General features: G+C 36.2%; 17 protein-coding genes and 6 pseudogenes. 16 read left to right on the top strand and 7 right to left on the bottom strand.

Annotated elements, in window-relative coordinates; translation table 11 throughout:
- Window positions 1-242 precede the first annotated feature (242 nt).
- The 11 genes and pseudogenes from IGJ74_RS04650 (at window position 243) to IGJ74_RS04700 (ending at window position 9,977) form a co-directional block, all read left to right on the top strand.
- Complete coding sequence (locus IGJ74_RS04650; protein WP_074536899.1) at window positions 243-1,433, top strand: IS256-like element ISLgar5 family transposase; 1,191 nt, start codon at window positions 243-245, stop codon at window positions 1,431-1,433.
- 840 nt (window positions 1,434-2,273) lie between these two features.
- Window positions 2,274-2,846, top strand: a complete 573-nt coding sequence (locus tag IGJ74_RS04655; protein ID WP_002292150.1) for a Dps family protein — start codon at window positions 2,274-2,276, stop codon at window positions 2,844-2,846.
- A 144-nt stretch (window positions 2,847-2,990) separates the two neighbouring features.
- The gene (locus tag IGJ74_RS04660; RefSeq protein WP_003125436.1) at window positions 2,991-3,695 is read left to right on the top strand and encodes a Crp/Fnr family transcriptional regulator; all 705 of its coding nucleotides are present in this window, start codon (window positions 2,991-2,993) and stop codon (window positions 3,693-3,695) included.
- A 228-nt stretch (window positions 3,696-3,923) separates the two neighbouring features.
- Window positions 3,924-4,261, top strand: a pseudogene (locus tag IGJ74_RS04665) (hypothetical protein).
- A pseudogene (lgt, locus tag IGJ74_RS04670) lies at window positions 4,246-5,100 on the top strand (prolipoprotein diacylglyceryl transferase). The pseudogenes IGJ74_RS04665 and lgt overlap by 16 nt, the downstream one beginning before the upstream one ends.
- Window positions 5,101-5,246: 146 nt before the next feature.
- The gene (locus IGJ74_RS04675) at window positions 5,247-5,480 is read left to right on the top strand and encodes a heavy-metal-associated domain-containing protein (protein WP_218193532.1); all 234 of its coding nucleotides are present in this window, start codon (window positions 5,247-5,249) and stop codon (window positions 5,478-5,480) included.
- Between the two features lie 319 nt (window positions 5,481-5,799).
- Complete coding sequence (locus tag IGJ74_RS04680) at window positions 5,800-7,704, top strand: heavy metal translocating P-type ATPase (protein WP_074536898.1); 1,905 nt, start codon at window positions 5,800-5,802, stop codon at window positions 7,702-7,704.
- Between the two features lie 102 nt (window positions 7,705-7,806).
- Window positions 7,807-8,415, top strand: a pseudogene (locus IGJ74_RS04685) (HAD-IC family P-type ATPase); the annotation flags it as partial.
- Window positions 8,416-8,478: 63 nt separating this feature from the next.
- Window positions 8,479-8,715, top strand: a complete 237-nt coding sequence (locus IGJ74_RS04690) for a heavy-metal-associated domain-containing protein (protein ID WP_005225223.1) — start codon at window positions 8,479-8,481, stop codon at window positions 8,713-8,715.
- 1 nt (window position 8,716) lies between these two features.
- Window positions 8,717-9,268: pseudogene (locus tag IGJ74_RS04695) on the top strand (Dps family protein).
- A 16-nt stretch (window positions 9,269-9,284) separates the two neighbouring features.
- Window positions 9,285-9,977 carry a Crp/Fnr family transcriptional regulator gene (locus tag IGJ74_RS04700; RefSeq protein ID WP_005225225.1) on the top strand — a complete coding sequence of 231 codons (693 nt, stop codon included), beginning with the start codon at window positions 9,285-9,287 and terminating at the stop codon, window positions 9,975-9,977.
- Between the two features lie 41 nt (window positions 9,978-10,018).
- Here IGJ74_RS04700 and IGJ74_RS04705 read toward each other — a convergent pair.
- The 3 genes and pseudogenes from IGJ74_RS04705 to IGJ74_RS04715 form a co-directional block, all read right to left on the bottom strand.
- Window positions 10,019-10,351 (bottom strand): annotated as a pseudogene (locus tag IGJ74_RS04705) (transposase); the annotation flags it as partial.
- 111 nt (window positions 10,352-10,462) lie between these two features.
- On the bottom strand, window positions 10,463-11,083 hold the full coding sequence (locus IGJ74_RS04710; RefSeq protein WP_005237707.1) for a CadD family cadmium resistance transporter: 621 nt from the start codon (window positions 11,081-11,083) through the stop codon (window positions 10,463-10,465).
- Between the two features lie 401 nt (window positions 11,084-11,484).
- Window positions 11,485-11,679: a hypothetical protein gene (locus tag IGJ74_RS04715; protein ID WP_005225228.1), complete on the bottom strand. Its 195-nt coding sequence runs from the start codon at window positions 11,677-11,679 to the stop codon at window positions 11,485-11,487.
- Window positions 11,680-11,950: 271 nt separating this feature from the next.
- Here IGJ74_RS04715 and IGJ74_RS04720 point away from each other — a divergent pair.
- The 3 genes and pseudogenes from IGJ74_RS04720 to IGJ74_RS04730 all read left to right on the top strand — a co-directional run.
- Window positions 11,951-12,587, top strand: a pseudogene (locus IGJ74_RS04720) (transposase); the annotation flags it as partial.
- A 981-nt stretch (window positions 12,588-13,568) separates the two neighbouring features.
- Window positions 13,569-13,724 carry a hypothetical protein gene (locus IGJ74_RS04725; RefSeq protein ID WP_249641318.1) on the top strand — a complete coding sequence of 52 codons (156 nt, stop codon included), beginning with the start codon at window positions 13,569-13,571 and terminating at the stop codon, window positions 13,722-13,724.
- 330 nt (window positions 13,725-14,054) lie between these two features.
- Entirely contained in the window at window positions 14,055-14,408 is a 354-nt protein-coding gene (locus IGJ74_RS04730; protein WP_034868666.1) for a nucleotidyltransferase family protein, read from the top strand.
- A gap of 574 nt (window positions 14,409-14,982) precedes the next feature.
- Here IGJ74_RS04730 and IGJ74_RS04735 read toward each other — a convergent pair.
- Entirely contained in the window at window positions 14,983-15,069 is an 87-nt protein-coding gene (locus tag IGJ74_RS04735; protein ID WP_115224856.1) for a type I toxin-antitoxin system Fst family toxin, read from the bottom strand.
- A 121-nt stretch (window positions 15,070-15,190) separates the two neighbouring features.
- Here IGJ74_RS04735 and IGJ74_RS04740 point away from each other — a divergent pair, with 121 nt between their 5' ends.
- Window positions 15,191-15,424: a hypothetical protein gene (locus IGJ74_RS04740; RefSeq protein ID WP_005225230.1), complete on the top strand. Its 234-nt coding sequence runs from the start codon at window positions 15,191-15,193 to the stop codon at window positions 15,422-15,424.
- Window positions 15,425-15,951: 527 nt separating this feature from the next.
- Here IGJ74_RS04740 and IGJ74_RS04745 read toward each other — a convergent pair.
- Window positions 15,952-16,371, bottom strand: a complete 420-nt coding sequence (locus IGJ74_RS04745) for a S41 family peptidase (RefSeq protein ID WP_229045690.1) — start codon at window positions 16,369-16,371, stop codon at window positions 15,952-15,954.
- Window positions 16,372-16,412: 41 nt separating this feature from the next.
- Between IGJ74_RS04745 and IGJ74_RS04750 the strand changes: the two genes are divergently transcribed.
- Entirely contained in the window at window positions 16,413-17,093 is a 681-nt protein-coding gene (locus IGJ74_RS04750) for an IS6-like element IS1216 family transposase (protein ID WP_162985212.1), read from the top strand.
- Window positions 17,094-17,126: 33 nt separating this feature from the next.
- On the opposite strand, the gene IGJ74_RS04755 is transcribed toward IGJ74_RS04750, so the two are convergent.
- Together IGJ74_RS04755 and IGJ74_RS04760 are read right to left on the bottom strand one after the other, a co-directional pair.
- On the bottom strand, window positions 17,127-17,765 hold the full coding sequence (locus tag IGJ74_RS04755) for a MurR/RpiR family transcriptional regulator (protein ID WP_218193635.1): 639 nt from the start codon (window positions 17,763-17,765) through the stop codon (window positions 17,127-17,129).
- Between the two features lie 201 nt (window positions 17,766-17,966).
- Entirely contained in the window at window positions 17,967-18,647 is a 681-nt protein-coding gene (locus tag IGJ74_RS04760) for an IS6 family transposase (RefSeq protein WP_430608696.1), read from the bottom strand.
- Window positions 18,648-18,651 lie beyond the last annotated feature (4 nt).

An 18,651-nucleotide genomic window follows, 5' to 3' on the forward strand; every position in this document is an offset into this window, starting at 1 on the left:
ACTTATCTGTAGTAGGGATTTGTGTCTGGTAAAAGACACTCAATCTCGCTGAGGATAAGTTTTTTAGATTTTTGTCAATGAGTCAAACAAAAGTATGGTAATCCATCTTAAAATTTATATAGACAGAATGATATTCAGTTTAACTCAGGAGAGTGTAAAATATTTTGTGTAAATAGAAAAAAGGAAGTCCCTTCTGTAGAATAGAGTTACCACAACACATTCACAGAAGAGAGGACTTCCCTATGAACGATTTTACTACAGAAATTCTAAAGACTCTAGCGAACAAAGGCGATTTGAATGAATTATTCCGTGTCCATTTGGAGAAAGCAGTCAATACGCTTCTCAAAACGGAGTTAACGGCTTTCCTAGATTACGAAAAGTATGATCGCATTGGTTTTAACACGGGTAATTCTCGTAACGGCTCCTATGACCGTACGGTCAAGACCGAGTATGGGGAACTTCATCTCCAGATTCCGCGCGACCGCAATGGTGAGTTCAAGCAACAGACTGTTCCTGCTTATAGACGGACGAATGACACGTTAGAGGAGACCGTCATTCACCTCTTCCGAAAAGGTATTACCATGTCGGAAATCGCAGACTTGATTGAGAAAATGTATGGGCATCACTACACGCCCCAAACCATGTCCAATATAACAAAATCATTTACAGAAGAGGTAACGGCGTTTAAAGGGCGGGAGCTTCATGACCGTTATGCTGCTATTTATATGGACGCAACGTATATTCCGTTAAAGCGGAAAACCGTCGCCAAGGAAGCTATTCATATCGCAGTTGGCATTCGCCCGGATGGATCAAAGGAAGTATTGAGCTATGCGATTGCACCGACTGAATCCATCACGATTTGGGAGGAAATTTTATTGGACCTTCAAGAGCGCGGTTTGAAAAATGTCCTCCTGTTCATCACGGATGGCTTAAAGGGGATGGTAGGAGCGATTAGTCGGTTCTATCCCAAAGCTCGTTTTCAACATTGTTGTGTACACGTTTCCCGTAATATCAGTCACAAAGTGCGTGTCGATGATCGTAAGGAAGTCTGTGATGATTTTAAAATGGTGTATCAAGCCTCATCTAAAGAGGTGGCGTTGGAAGCACGTGGTGCTTTTGCGGAAAAATGGAAAACCAGCTATCCAAAAGTGGTTGAATCGATTCTTTCGAACGATCACTTGCTCACTTTCTATGATTTCCCATTAGCCATACGCAAGAGTATTTATTCTACGAACTTGATTGAATCCTTTAATAAGCAAATCAAGAAATACAGCCACCGCAAGGAACAGTTCCAAAATGAAGAGTCGATGGAACGTTTCTTAGTCTCGTCTTTTGATACTCACAACCAAAAATTCCTAGGTCGCAGTCATAAAGGTTTCCAACAGGCCGAAGGCGAACTTGAACAAATGCTAAGCCAACTGATTGAGAATTAGAAATAATCTGCAGTAGGGAAGAATCATTTACACAAAATTATTGACGCTCCCGATTTTCTCAAAGGAAGGATAAAAATTGTTGATCAAAATGCTACCACTTTTAATACTCATAGGGTTTTATATTTTTATTAGTATTAAGATAAGAAATGCGAATGATATTAGCAAAACGACTAAATATGTTTTCTACTTTTTTATTGTTTTGGGAGGGGGAATTCTCCTTTATATTGCATTTGTTTTCTTATTTTTTGGTATAAATTTTTGAGGATGGAGGAGATGTAATAGTTATGAAGAAGACACTTGTTTTCTTTAAAATACATTTATAATACTAATATCTAATTCAGCAAATTTGACGCTCCCAAGCTAAAACTCCTATTAATCGATCTACTAAAAATAAATAAAAAATTCTTTTCAATTTTTATTTATGGTATGACATAAATAAAGTAAAGTTATTCTTCTAGGTTAATCTTATTAATACTCTTTCTCACTAGTGTTGCATGCAACACTAGTGAGAAAGAGTATTAAATATACTGCAAGGCAAGACATTTGGTAATTGAAGAATAACAAGCAAAAAAATAGCAGTCAGGTCTCTTGACAAAGTATAGTTGCTATTCTTTTTTTAGGCCCTACTTTAATGAAATTTTTGTTTGGAGGGAACGACTTCATTCCTTTGATTATTTCAGTTGAATTTAATAGAGAAGCCTGGCGTCTATTAAGAAATACTTTTCTTGATGAGCGTCAATTTTTTTAACGGAAATCTATCCTATACTAAATTCAGTAAAGAAAAAGGAGGAATCAAAGAAAGCTATTTTAAACAAACCAAAATTATAGGAGGAATAAATCATGACTGAAAATAAAGCTACTCAAGAAAGAACACCCCAAGAAAGATTGCAAGAAGAACAAGAACACAAGGAACATGTTCATCATACGAAAATTAATGCAGCGGCCATTGCGGATCATCTTTTAGGCAACATGCATACATTACATGTGAAACTGCACCAATATCACTGGTATGTAAAAGGAGCCAATTTCTTTACGTTGCATGAAAAATTTGAAGAGTTGTATAACGAAAATGAAAAATGGTTCGACAAACTTGCGGAGCGTCTAATTACTTCTGGGCATAAACCTGCTTCGACAACGGTTGAATTTGAAAAATATTCGATGCTTTCGGAAGATGCAGTTAATAAATACGCTAAAGCAGAAGACATGGTTGAAAATATTATCGAGGACTTCAGAAGCACTCGTGACCTAACTATTCGCGCGATTCGTTTAGCTCAAGACGAGGGTGACGATGCTTTAGAAGATACATTGATTGCTTTTAAAAATGACTTAGACAAGAACATTTGGATGCTGCAAGCGTTCATTGGTAAAGAAGCATTAGAAGATGATGACGCTCTTGATGAGGATGAAGATTAAGGTAAAAGTAGAAGCTGATTTAGGGATTGGAATTCTTTCCAGTCCTTTTTCCATTTTCTTGATGTGCATCAATTTTTTTGTAGTAAGAGACTTATATAATAAAAGCAGCGAATATAAACAAAATAAATAAAGGGGGAGAATGAATTGACTAAACATACCCATCATGAAATTGGCGACCACGCAGCCTGTATCCGCTTGGTTCCAATATTCAATCACTTAGAGGATAGCGCGATGAATTACATTGCTGAAAAAGCCCACACGAAACAGTATCAAAAAGGAGAGTTTCTGTTTCGTTCACAAGAAAAAGAGGATACTTTATATATTATCAATCGTGGGAAAATCCGTATTTATCGATTGGCAGACTCTGGCAAAGAGCAGCTAGTGCGGATCTTGAACCCTGGTGATTTCACCGGAGAATGGACCTTGTTCAACCCGGATGCAGTACACGAGGAATATGCCGAAGCAACCCGAGATACCGTTGTCTGTATGATTCAGCAAAAAGATGTCCAAGATTTTCTGGAACAATACCCAGCTATTTCTTTAAAACTATTGGCGGAAATGTCTAAACGGTTAGAAAGTTCAGAACGTCAAACGACACAAGTAGCCTTGGAGAGTGTCATTACCCGTTTAGTTTTGTTTTTGGCAGAAAATGTGGAACCTGAAATGGGCAACTCTCCCACCATCACCCTGCCGATGGAAAAAAAGGACATTGCTTCCTATTTAGGAACGACACCTGAGACCATCAGTCGCAAATTTGGAGAATTGGAGGACGAGGGATTGATTCAACAGCTGTCTGGGAAAAGGATCAAGATTCAGGATTTAGATGATTTATTGCTTTACAGCGAATAATCGGACACACTTTTTTCTACACGTTGGTGTTCTGTCGCTCTTCATTAACAACGGGACAGAACTCAGTGCTTTTGCTTCCATCTGTCCGTTTTTGGCTTTTTTAAGACAGAACGACCTTCATTCATTGGAAAAATAAAAGCACAAACATGATAACCCTCAAGTTTTTTTGTTTTATTTTTCTTTAAGATAGGGTTGTCGAACAAAACGTAAAAATAAGTAGGGGTGAATGTGCATTATTTTTGGGTGATAGTTGCCATCACGTTGTCAGCAGCGGGTGCATTCTTTGTCGTCCCTTTCACCAAGAACACGATTGGCGGCGAAGCAAAAACGTCTAACGTTGTTGAGGCAGATAGGTTAGCTATGGAAAAAGAAGAGGAAGTTGTAAAAGGAGCCGGCGTAATCGGACACGGAAAAGTGGCGTATTACGAAGCGAGTGACCAGGGAGATAAAAGTGTATTTACTGTTTGGTTTCCATGGAGCTTAGCCGGAATCTTGTTCAGCATCACCATGACTAGAATGACGCGAAAAATTGAAGAAATGAGCAAATAGAATGGAATTCGTATTAGGCGTTTTGAATCCCCATGCGGTGGAGATTGGTTCTGTTGTGATTCATTGGTATGGAGTCATTATTGCAGCGGGCATATTAGCGGCTCTCCAGTTGAGCACCAAGGAAGCAAAGAAAAAAGGACTGGAAGAGGATACCATTATCGATATGGCCTTATGGGCAATTCCGATTGGACTCCTCGGCGCTCGGCTTTATTATGTGTTATTTGAACTTGGTTATTATCTGCAAAATCCAGGACAAATCCTTGCGATTTGGAATGGCGGCATTGCGATTTATGGGGGATTGATTGCAGGAGGGGGTACGCTATATTGGTATGCAAAGAAAAAAGGTACTTCTTTGGCACTCGTTCTTGATATTTTAGCGCCCAATGTATTGTTAGCCCAGTCCATTGGTCGTTGGGGCAATTTTATGAATCAGGAAGCTCATGGTGGACCGGTTACTCGTCAATTCTTGGAAAATCTTTATTTACCTGAATTTATCATTGAACAAATGAATATCAATGGTACCTACTACCATCCGACTTTTTTATACAAGTCATTGTGGAGTTTGTTGGGCTTTGTCCTCATCGTCACTATACGGAACCGAAAACAGCTTTTGCGTCAAGGAGAAGTCGCTTTGAGTTACGTTTTGTGGTACTCAGTGGGTCGGTTCTTCATTGAAGGTATGCGAACGGACAGTTTATGGATTGGCGAGTAGATCCGCGTTTCACAAGCCTTGTCTCTGGCCCTGTTTATTGGCGCGATTGTAGTATGGTTTATACGCAGACAAGACTATCCACCAATTTATTATTATTCTGATGGCAATAAGGGGCAGAAAAAGACTATTAAGATGGTGAATTGAGCAAAAAGATAAAAAGAAGTGCAAAACTTGATATGCGTCAATTTTCGTTTGCTAAAAGTGAGCTATACTACAGTTGTAAAGAGGAAAAGGCAGTGTTCATTAATCTGCTGCGGATAAAATAAAAACACATAAAGGAGATAGGAATTATGGAAAAAGCTATATTGCAATTAGAAACGTTGTCTTGTCCAAGTTGTATGCAAAAAATTGAAGGTACCTTGAAATCAGTTAACGGTATTGATAAAGACAGCATTAAAGTATTATTCAACTCCAGCAAAGTCAAAACCAATTTTGATTCAGCTGTCACTTCGATTGAAGAGATTCAAAAAGCTATCGAAAACGTAGGCTATCCGGTCCTTAAAGCAAAAGTCAAGGCCGCTTAACAGATTAAATGAACTAGGCAATTCTGGAAGAAAAGCTATTTTTCCGGGATTGCTTTTTTGTTGCAATCCGATTCGAGGTGCTTAGAAACGATAAAAGAGAACTTTCTAAACTTGATAGCCGTAAATTTTTATTCGATAAAAAGAGGGTATCGTTATAACTGTAAAGAGGAATAAGTGTCATTGAGGCTGTTAGATCAAAAAAATAGTGAGAAGGGACACGTATTTTTTCAAAACTTGATGTCAGTCAATTAATTACTTAGGCAATTATCTTATACTGTGTTTATCAATAAAAGAGAAATTAAATTTGGAGGGAAAAAGCATGCAACAATATATATTAAGCAAGAAAAATGTTATCACCGTCATCAGTGGATTGTTAATCGCACTCGGTTTCTTCAGTCACTTTGTTTTAGAAAACGTAGGACTTTCAGAGTGGTCTTTGATCATCGCCTCTGTCTTTGGGATTACGCCAATTGCCATTCAAGCGTTTCAAGCAATGAAAGTCAAAGTCATCAGTATTGATGTCTTAGTCAGTATTGCAGCGATTGGTGCGCTTTTTATTCAAAATTATGAAGAATCGGCTATTGTCACGTTCTTATTCTTATTCGGACACTACTTGGAACAACGAACATTGAACCAAACGCGATCTGCTATCAAAGAATTGACTGAAATGGCACCCGAAAGCGCCTTGAAACAAATGGATAATGGCGAATTTGAAGAAGTAGAAGTGGATGATGTAGATGAAGGGGATATCTTGCTCGTTAAAACGGGTGCGAAAGTTCCAGTGGATGGCACAGTCCTTACGGGCGAAGGGCATATCAATGAAGCTAGCATTACAGGGGAAGCTGTTCCGGTCAACAAGCTAGCTGATGCAGAAGTTTTTGCAGGAACCATTTTAGAAAACGGAACGATTCAAATCAGAGCTGACCGAGTTGGTGAGGACACCACATTTGGAAAAATTATTGAACTCGTGGAAGAAGCACAAGATTCTAAATCCGAAGCGGAACGGTTCATTGATCGCTTTTCTAAATACTACACACCAGCTGTCTTGGTTCTGGCAATTGTTGTATGGGCGTTCAGTCAAAATATTGAGTTAGCAATCACCATCTTGGTTCTAGGTTGCCCAGGCGCATTAGTTATCGGAGTGCCTGTCTCAAACGTTGCCGGTATCGGGAATGGTGCTCGTAACGGTGTTCTTTTAAAAGGGAGTGAAGTCATTCAAGACTTCAGCAATGTGGATACAATTGTATTTGATAAGACAGGTACTTTAACTGTCGGAAACCCAACCGTTGCAGCGACTGAACTGTATGAAAAAGATTCTGCTGAAACGCTTGGCTATCTGGCCAGTGTGGAACGGGAATCAGATCATCCATTAGCAAAAGCGGTCTTAAATCAAATTGGAGAAACAAATTTTTATCCTGTTGAAGGAACTGAAGTCGTGAAAGGCGGCGGAATCGTTTCAAGTGTAGCTGGACATAGAGTGGCTGTTGGGGATGTGGCCTTGATGGAAAAAGAAAATGTCACTCTCAGCAAAAAAGTGCAAAAAGATGTCAAACGGTTTGAACAACAAGGGAACTCTCTCGTTTTGACAGCGGTCGACGGTGAATTAAAAGTACTGATGGGCATTCGCGATCAAGTCCGTCCGGGTGTGAAAGCTAATTTGCAGGAATTAAAAGACTTGGGCGTGAAAAATCTAGTCGTTCTTTCAGGAGATAACCAAGGAACCGTTGATGTGGTCGCCGGCGAACTTGGTTTGACCGAAGCTCACGGCCACATGTTGCCGGAAGACAAATCGGCTTATATCGGAAAACTTCAACAACGTGGTCAAATTGTAGCCTTTGTTGGAGATGGCGTTAACGATAGTCCGTCCTTAGCTTTAGCAGACATTGGAATCGCAATGGGAAGCGGAACGGACGTAGCGATTGAAACATCCGATGTCGTTTTAATGAACTCGAACTTCAGCAACTTGCCTCACGCATTAGGATTAGTAAAAGCCACCGCAAATAATATGAAACAAAATATCGTGATTTCAATTGGAGTAGTGTTGGTCTTGTTGACCAGCGTCTTCTTCAGCGAATGGATGAATATGTCTATCGGAATGTTGGTTCATGAAGGTAGTATCTTGGTGGTAATTTTCAATGGCATGAGATTAATGAAGTATAAGTTGAAAGGTCGAAAAGAACAAAAAGAAGTATCAGCACCTGCAGAGAAAGTAAAAATATCTTAAGAATAAATTAGAAGAGGCTGAGACAATAGTCCATCCTTGAAATGACAAAAGCGGAAACTCAGATTTTTAAATCTGGGATTTTCCGCTTTTTTGAGTTCTTGAAAAAAAAAGAAGAGTATTGTATTAACGGCAGTTGATCGTAAGTTAATTATTTTAATGGGAATCCGTGACCAAGTTCGAGCAGGTGTTAAACAAGACCTACAAAAATTAAAATCACTTGGTGTTAAAAATCTCACTGTATTATCAGGGGATAATCAAGGCACAGTTAATTTAGTTAAAAAGGAGCTAGGATTAACCGAGGCTCATGGCGATATGTTACCTGAGGACAAGCAAGCGTTTCTAAAAGAAAGACAGTCTACTGGTGAAATTATTGCTTTTATTGGTGATGGTGTGAACGATAGCCCTTCTCTAGCTACTGCAGAAGTAGGGATTGCTATGGGAAATGGGACAGATGTGGCTATTGAAAGTTCAGATATTGTTCTAATGAATTCCAATTTTAATCGTCTCCCCCATGCTTTAGGTTTAGCTAAAGGGACATATGCGAATATGAGACAAAATATTCTAATTGCTGTTAGTGTGGTGATAATATTATTGGTTAGTTTAATATTTAGTGAATGGATGTCTATGTCGATAGGTATGTTAGTTCATGAGGCAAGTATTTTAGTAGTTATTTTAAATGCAATGAGATTAAGAAGATATCAATTAAGATAATTGATCTATGTCAATTATCTTAAAAGAAATGTCCTGTATAATTTATTTAAAGGAGTGATAGATATGACTAAAGCAACATTAAAATTAGAAACATTAACTTGTCCATCGTGTTTACAAAAAATTGAAAGTGGTTTAAAACAGACAGCTGGTGTAGAAAAAGATTCTGTAAAAGTACTGTTCAATGCAAGTAAGGTAAAAGTAGATTTTGATGAAGAACAAGTCAATTTGAGTACAATTGAAAGAGCTATTGAAAACCTAGGATATTCAGTTATTAGTTCAAAAGTAAAGGAAGGTGTATAAAATGACAACAGCAAATGAAAGACAAGAAAAATTAGCTGCTGAAAAAGCATATAAAGAACACATTCATCATACTAAGATTAATGCTGTAGCTGTCACAGATCATATACTTGCTAATATCCATACCTTACATGTAAAATTACATCAATATCATTGATATGTGAAAGGCACAAATTTCTATTCATTGCATAGTGTTTTTGAGAATTTATACAATGAGAATGAGACATGGTTTGATAAGATTGCAGAACGTTTACTAGCTTCAGGATTTAAGCCAGCTTCAACAACTACTGAATTTCAGGAATTTACAATAATTTCTGAAGATCCGTCTGAAAAATATTATTCTGCTGAAGAAATGGTCATACAGTTAGTAGAAGATTTTAGGACTAATCGTGAATTTACCGTTCGTGCAATGCGTTTAGCACAAGAAGAAGCAGATGATGCATTAGAAGATTTACTAATTAGTTATAAAGATTACTTAGATATAAATATTTGGCAACTTCAAGCCTTTGTTAACAAGGATGCGTTAGAAGATGATGACTATATAGATAACGATTAATTAGGAGGAAAGCTGTATGGCACACCATCACCACCATAGTCATATAGATTGTATACGTTTAGTTCCGATTTTTAATCACCTAAATGAAGAACAAATGAGTTTAATTGCGCAATCAGCGCAAGAAGTACATTATGCAAAGAATGCGTTGTTATTTGGAAATGGTGATAAAGATGACACACTTTATATTATAAATAATGGGCGTGTACGTGTTTATAACTTAAATGAATCTGGTCGTGAACAAACTGTACGCATATTAAATCCTGGTGATTTTATGGGAGAAGTGGCTATTTTTCAAACTGAAAGTTACCATTCTAATTATGCTGAAGCAATATCAGAAGTGAGCATATGTAGAATTCATAAAAAGGATATGGATGACTATTTAGGCGCTTACCCAGAAATTATGAGAAGAATACTATCAGATGTTACGAAACGTTTACAGGTATCAGAAAAGCAAACGATGCAGGTTGGTATGGAGCAAGTAGAGTCTCGTATTATTGATTTTCTATCAGAATACGTTGAAGATGAAGAAAACCATACTTATGTGACTTTACCAATGTCGAAAAAAGATCTAGCCTCGTACTTGGGTACAACCCCAGAAACAATAAGTCGTAAGTTCTCATCATTGGAAGAGAGAGGTTTAATTAAACAGCATACTCAAAAATATGTTGAGATATTTGATTTAGATAAGTTATTATTTGCATCAAGTTAAGTTAAATGGTTCTGTGTCAAATAGTATTGGTCAGCAACACTATTTTTACCAAATGTTGAAAAATGAGGAACAGGATCTTCTAAACTCAAACCTAAAAACCAGCGATAAGCGATATTCACTTCTATTTCTTTTATTGTTTGTCTCATACTTTTAATACCAAATAGATATTGAATCATTGGTAATTTAATTAGAAGAATAGGATCCAAGCTAGGACGTCCTTGGATTTCATCGTATTTCTCTTTAACCAATTCATAAATAAAGGAGAAATCAATACATTGATCTATTTGCCGCAATAAATGGTCCTGTGGGACCAAGTCTTCAAGAGAAAAGAAACCGATTTGTGCGCGTTTACTCATATCTTGTTTTGAGAGCATCTGGATACACCTCCAATTGATACTCTTATTTTAACGGATAAAAAAAGACAAAGCACTAAAAACTAGTACTTTGTCTACAGTCTGAAAGCCCCATTTAAGGGGCTTTTTTATCTATAAAATAAAGTTCAGAAAAGTCTCAATCGTGCCACTTTCATACATGATGTATAGTCCAAGTGGAATGAATACTAAGGGCACAATGATTCGCTCGTATTTTTCAATTGTCTCGGATATTAACGGAATAGAAGATAGCACCCGACTAAGCTCGCAAAAGATAATTATGCCGATTGCAAACACAAGCAACGCCACGAGGGTCTGTGACCAATCTAACGAAGCAAAATAAGGTATATAGATACCTAAATTATCTCCGCCAGACGCAATTGTCAGCAATGTGACTGTCCAAAACAGTTGATTTGCCTTGCTTTGTTCTAATCTTTCAATAATTTCTTCCTCTTCTTCTTCCTCACCTTCTCCAACAATTGCAAAGCGAATCCCTAAATAGATAGGGATTAAACCAAGCAATCCAACCATCCATGCTTCAGGCACGAAATTGACGACATAAGCAGCAACTAAACTCGCCCCTACAAGTAAGCCAGTTCCTAGATATTGCCCCGCATAAATATGCCATTTCTGTTTATTCTGTGATAGCTGTGCAAATAAAATAATTAAAATAATTAAATAATCGATACTGGTGGAAATATAAACACCAATAGCAGATATGATTGTCTGTCCCATAAAAAAACCTCCAGTATTAGTCAGTAATAAATCAGCAGATTTTAGGAGAGCACAGACACATTAATTTAGCTATCGCTAATGGGTAATGTCGAACGTAGGAAAGCATTTTACTCCTCCTCAAAACGTAGTTACAAAGTAATTTCTAACTGGAATTCGGTGACTACTTCCTTGTAAAGTATAACCCACTATACTTTACAAGGTAAAGTGTGGGCTCTCCGAGGGGTCTTGCAGACGGCTCTGTCGGCTCTTTTGAGCCGAGTATCAGCGCACCCTTATGGTGGCATTTAGCTGATACCTGTTTGACGTTTTGCTACTCTACCTTTTCGGTAGGTATGCAAACCTCAAACCAAAATAAAAACCCCCTTCGACTTTCGTCAGGGGGCTTTTATATTTAAGTGCATTTAATTTTGAAGATTACCCTCAAAATATAGACCAAAAACATCGACATTATTATTAATGGTTTGATGAAAACGAGTGATATTTTTGAACGTAAATTCATCACTATGATTTTCAAAGTATCTTCTTAACTGAATAATATTTTTTAAATCATTATCTGCAACAACAGTTAATAATTCATCTTTAAATTTACCAGTCATCTCTCAAAAATCTCCTAGCTATTTTTCTTCTTTAACCACATACCGTCAATCATCTTGTTGATTGCTAAAGTATTATTATTAATTGCCACGTCAAACAATTCATCTGATTTTTGAATACAAATCATTAAAATGGTAATTATGATATTGATTTTTGGGATTCTTTTCCAGCTGGAATGGACGAGTTAGCGAAAATTTTTAGAATGGTTGTCATGGGTGAAGATACCGTAAAAGGAATTGCATTAACTATGGAAATATTGCGGATGCTGCGACTATAGCTAAAGAAGCCTTAGAGGCGTTCTGTGACTTACTACAAGAAGAAGGAAAAGGTTGCTTTAAAGATCCAGAAAAAATTGCCAAATCATTCAACGTGCAATTACCATGAGTTATCGTTTAGGTAGACTTTCACAAGAATCCATCAATGTCGTTCTAAGTGTTCTTGTACGTGAAATTCGTGCGCTTGAAAAGAACATCAAAGACTTGGAAAAGCAATCAAGCAATTATTTGTCGGCATTCGAGAATATCAATATTTGCCCGGTGTTCCAGGTATTGGAAAGGTGTACTCCACTTAATTAATCGTTGAAATCGGTCAAATTGAACGATTGGAAAATCAAACAAAATTGGCAAAATATGCAGGCTTATATTCGAAAGTCAAACAATCTGGTAACTGTCAGTCATAAAATACACCTCTGACAAAACAAGGGAATCGCTATTTTGGATACTACTTAGTTAAAGCTACCAACTCTATAAAAAAGTATCTTCCTGAATATAAAGTTTTTTATCAAAGCAAATGTAAAGAGGTCCCAAATATAAACACAAACGAGCAATCGTCTTAAGTTACGCGTCTTGTGGATACGCTACTACGTAACCATCGACTCTACGCGTTGCCAAGGAGAGTAATAGGTAAATAACATTCTGTTATTGACGCAAACCTTTGAAATCCCCTGTAAAAAATTTGATTTTAGGCGGAGCTAGTTAAGTGCGCTTCAAAACAGGTTACACAATAAAAATATTTTCAATCTTCAACTTGACTTATTACCATTAGATTTATTGACAAGAGCCTTTAAAATATATCTATTTTCGGTTTTTTATATTCAACAAGAAAAGACAAGATTCTCGAAGTACTGGAAGATTCTCGTCTTTTCTTTCATTTCATTGTTATTTAAGAGTTATCGTTACGATAATTTTGTCCATTTATTTTCTTAAAATCACAACTAAATTTTATCATAAAAAAAATGATTCCTATAAGTTAGACTAAGAATCTAACTTTTGGGGATCGGTTCAAAAAGTCTAGTTTCTTTATAAATTCATGAAATTATCAAATTCTAAAAATTCATTATATCCGAGAATGATTGAGGAAGAGAACAAATCTCTTGTCGAAGAAATAAAAAATGCACGAGAAAAAATTGCTTCTTTCACTGAAGAAAAAGAATATCAAGTCGGAGAGTAGTTAGCAAAAATGTAAGATTCAATCACCACTTTGGAGAATACGATTGAATCATTTAAAGGGAACATTTCAGATAATCAAACCAAAATTTCTGATATCGAAAAGACGATTCAGTTGATTGAATCGAAAATTGACGAACTCAAAAAAGGTGTGTGAGATAACATGTCAAAGAAACGAATTCCGGTATTTTTAGACACGGAACATGAAGATGCTTTGAAAGAATTATAAACCTATCTGCCCGTTGACGAGGATATTAAAGATAGTCCGATGATTCGATATGCGCTGCTTGAATTACTTAATCGGGTGAGAAAAGAAATAAATTTCGAAAAAAAAAGTATTGGATTCTTTGTCTTTATTAGAGATTATGACCAATGCAAAATTGGAGCAAGATCATACCAAAATACAAGACCTTTTTTCTTCTGATGTTTATCAAGAAGCAGTCACAATGAGTAAGAAAGTTGTTCGAAATAAGAACTATCGCTTTAAAAACAGGAAGGACGAATCAAAGAAAGAAGAAAAGAAAAAGGTCAAATCTGTTCAAGAAGATGTCAAAAAAGAACGTGATTTTAATGATATTGTTTCCCAATATTTACCAAAATAATTGAGGGTTGATGGTGGCACCTAGGTGGCACTTTTTACAAAAAGTACCACCTAGGTGCCATCGGTAGTGGTATCTGGGTGCCACTAAAAAAGCCGCAATGATATCACTTTGAAATCTCTTAAAACCCAATAGGCACAGCCTATTTTCCACCTTCTAACTAGAAGGTGGGGGTATCTACCTTATGCTCTTTCCCTTTTTTTGATCTAAAAGAAGCAATCGATTTACCTGTTCCTTCCCTTTTTTATCAATATTTTTTCCTAAACGGTGAGTATAATTGTCGCTTTTCATTTTTATTTTAATATTCAAATTGAAGACAAGGAGTTCGGTTATTTGATTTATACAATTAGTGACATTCAAAAATTATGTACACCAATATTTTTAGAATGGAAAATAAAAAAAGCTTTTCTGTTTGGGTCATACGCTCGAAACGAAGCAACAGAAACCAGTGATTTAGATATTTTAATCGACGGTGAAGGGTCTTTGCTCCAAAATATATTTGATGTGATTCGGTTAAAAAGTAAATTAAGTAGCGCATTAAAAAAAGAGATCGACCTTACTACACTACGTGCAATCAACGCAGAAACAAACCAAAAAAGAAACCCACTTCTCAAAGAAAATATAGAAGCAGATTGTGTAATGATTTATGATTTTAAAACGAGCGACTCATTTAAAGTAAAGGGTTGAAGCGCAGATACCATTGATCAATTTTTACAAAACTTTTGATTAGTTAGAGAGAAAAAACTTTGCAAAATAGTTTACTTTCGTTATGATAAAAAAGAGAAATGGCGTACAGCGTTTGCTGTGCAGACGCTGTAGGATTTTTGCGCTAGCAAAAAATCCTTGTAGCCTTTCTGGTGTCACTTCAGCTTGCTGTGCGAGCTGAAGTGACCGTGAACCCCCATTTACTAATAGGGGGGTTAGGAAACGACTTCCTACATGTAACGAGGTCAGAAAAACCTTAGTGCTGCAAGGGATTGAGCAATTTTAAAGTTGGTTACATTTTTGACCGATAAAAGTTGAGAATGTAACCAACTTTTTTAGACAGAAAATCGCAAATAGTTTTAATGTAAAAAAACGATCGGTACTGATTGCTGCATTTTGATTTTTTCAAAATTTCTTGCTATAATAAATGTGCGAAGCGATATTAAAGAACAAGCATGTTTACACCAAAAAGCCCTCCTACTGCGAATAGGAGGGCTTTTTTTGCGCTGTTGCGACTCCAGCGTTGGGGCCAGAAGGCAACTGCTTCGACTATCGGCTAATCGTCTAGCCAGCGATCAACTAGTAAGAGTACTAGACCCACGAATAGTGGAGCGATAATCAGCGATATTAAAGTTTCTAGCATATTTACACCCCCTCACGGGGCAGTTGCCATTAACGAGTATAACATGAACAATTCAAGTGATCAGTTGTTTCTTTATTTTCTATTGTCTTTATAATAATCCATAAAAAGAGGAGTTGATATTGTGCACGGTGCAGAGGATTCTCGGCTAACCTATGAACTTTCCCGCTACTTGACCAATACAGAATGGGATCGAATCGAACGAACCAAAAAAATTTATGAAAGGATCAAGAGTGAGGAAGAACTGAACCAACTCAGTAAATCCACAAAAATCCCTTTCGACCATTTACGGCTGATCATGCAAGGTGAGATCATAGCGGACGACTATATACTAAAATTACTAGAAGAAAACATGTAGTTTTCTTACTACATGTTCCTCTACTTTGATTGCTGCATTCAATCGGTTTCGCTTGGCAAAGCGAATTCATGTATACTAAAAGAAAAACAAACGAGGTGGCACCCTTGTGACAACGGACAGATAACCAAAACAAATGTTGACAGTAAAAGAACTTGCTGAATTTTTTGGTATCAGCAGACAAGCTAGGTCGTCCCGATTTGCTTGAAGCGTTCGAAGTTCCTGACACAGCAGCTGCACGTATACTAAGACTAAAAACTGATAGACCAACATTAAGAAAAGAGAATATATTACAGAAAATATAACTTTAAGGTGGAATAGTTATGGGTAAATTCTTTTCAAAATATGATTATTTTTTATATTTTATTGTCGCTATTTTAAGTTTAATCGCATTTCTAGCAAGACATAGTACAACTTGGTTAGTGTTATTTTTCGGGTGGTTAAGTATTGGATTTACTCATGTTGCAAGAAAAAAGCACAAGTAGCAAAGTAAAAAAAAACTTGGAAAGAAAAATCTTTGCAAGTTTTTTTTACTTTAATTGAGATTTTATCCATTCTATTGCAGAACTTTTGCTATTATTTGTTTGAACATCTGGATTAATAGGAACATTTTTATAAATTTTATTTGTTCTGTCTTTTACAAAAGCAGAAGTTATTTGTAATGTCGATCCATCGTATAAATAGACAGTTTGATTGGCAGAAGTGTAACCTGCTGAATCAGACCCAAAAAATTTAACATTAGGGATCCCCTTAAAGCACAAAGCGGTTAATTCGCCAGAACTCCCTGTATTACTGTCTATTAATATGGCAATCGGCACTTTTTTTATTTTTTTGTTATCACTTATTTTTATTGTTGAGATGTTACTGTTTAATTTGCCACTTTTAAGAGTTACAGGCTCTAAATCGTTGTTTCTATCGGTTCTGTTGCAAAGTTTTAAATCTACTATCAAATAAGGTAGAATAATAGAAAAAGATAGCAGGAGGAATGACGATGAATCCTTTTAAAGGAAAGCAATTTCAGCAGGATGTGATTATTGTAGCCGTGGGCTACTATCTTCGTTATAACCTTAGCTATCGTGAAGTTCAAGAAATCTTATATGATCGTGGCATTAACGTTTCTCATACGACGATTTACCGTTGGGTGCAAGAATATGGCAAACTACTCTATCAAATTTGGAAAAAGAAAAATAAAAAATCCTTTTATTCATGGAAAATGGATGAAACGTACATCAAAATTAAAGGAAAATGGCATTATTTGTATCGAGCCATCGATGCAGATGGTTTAACCTTAGATATTTGGTTACGTAAAAAACGGGACACACAAGCAGCCTATGCTTTTCTTAAGCGGTTAGTGAAGCAGTTTGATGAACCGAAGGTTGTAGTCACAGATAAAGCCCCCTCTATTACAAGTGCCTTTAAGAAACTAAAAGAATACGGCTTTTATCAAGGGACAGAACATCGTACCATTAAATACCTGAATAATTTGATTGAACAAGACCATCGTCCAGTAAAGAGACGCAATAAATTCTATCGAAGTTTACGCACTGCCTCTACCACGATTAAAGGCATGGAAGACATTCTAGGATTATATAAGAAAACCCGAAAAGAAGGCACTCTCTTCGGGTTTTCGGTCTGTACTGAAATCAAGGTATTATTGGGAATCCCAGCTTAAATCATAGATACCGTAAGGGATTTTATTCTTTATTTAAAACTTTGCAACAGAACCATTTTTTTGATATAAATACTCAGCAGTACGTAAAATTTGTGTTGTTTCACCTGAATATGAAATAAGAATAAAACAGACTTTTTCTTCTCGTTGTGCAGCGGTAACATAAGCTAAGTCAGCTCGTTCTAACACCTGCACTTTTTTTCCTAGACGAATCATTTTATTTTCAAAGCTGTAAGCTGGTTCAATCAAATCGCCTACTGAATAAATGTAGATATGCTCACTTCCATTTAACAATGAGCCAGCTTCCTCTAAATTTTGATAGCGGATTAATTCCAAAGTATCTGATACTGTTTCCTTATAAAGATGACCAATATTATTTGCAATATGCCAGTTACTATCTGTTTCTTTAAAGGGGAAATTTGGATTGATTTCTTTAAAATGAGCGTTAAAGTAATGTATCTCTTCCAAATATTTATTACGAAAATCTCCATAGCCGGTATATCCTAATTTCTGACAAAAACGGACGATTGTAGATGGAGAGATGTATAGTTCATTTGCAATTTTTCGTGTTGAAATGGTTTCTATTTCTTGTTCATGATTTAAAAAATACTGAGAAATACTTTGTTCTATTTCAGTCATTGTATTTTGTTCTTTCAAATGATCAGTAATTAACATATTTTCCTCCTTAACAAATGATTAAATTTTAAATTGAATCAATACATGTAACATATGTTGGCAATACATTGCAGTTGTCAGATAAAGTTACATTAAAAACAAATATAATAAAAAGGTAACCAAAAAAACACTTTTAAAGTGATTCTTGGTTCTGTTGCAAAGTTTTAAATAAAGAATAAAATCCCTTACGGTATCTATGATTTAAGCTGGGATTCCCAATAATACCTTGATTTCAGTACAGACCGAAAACCCGAAGAGAGTGCCTTCTTTTCGGGTTTTCTTATATAATCCTAGAATGTCTTCCATGCCTTTAATCGTGGTAGAGGCAGTGCGTAAACTTCGATAGAATTTATTGCGTCTCTTTACTGGACGATGGTCTTGTTCAATCAAATTATTCAGGTATTTAATGGTACGATGTTCTGTCCCTTGATAAAAGCCGTATTCTTTTAGTTTCTTAAAGGCACTTGTAATAGAGGGGGCTTTATCTGTGACTACAACCTTCGGTTCATCAAACTGCTTCACTAACCGCTTAAGAAAAGCATAGGCTGCTTGTGTGTCCCGTTTTTTACGTAACCAAATATCTAAGGTTAAACCATCTGCATCGATGGCTCGATACAAATAATGCCATTTTCCTTTAATTTTGATGTACGTTTTATCCATTTTCCATGAATAAAAGGATTTTTTATTTTTCTTTTTCCAAATTTGATAGAGTAGTTTGCCATATTCTTGCACCCAACGATAAATCGTCGTATGAGAAACGTTAATGCCACGATCATATAAGATTTCTTGAACTTCACGATAGCTAAGGTTATAACGAAGATAGTAGCCCACGGTTACAATAATCACATCCTGCTGAAATTGCTTTCCTTTAAAATGACTCATCGTC

The sequence above is a fragment of the Enterococcus sp. AZ009 genome (assembly GCF_050548785.1).
Classification (GTDB): Bacteria; Bacillota; Bacilli; order Lactobacillales; family Enterococcaceae; genus Enterococcus_D; species Enterococcus_D entomosocium.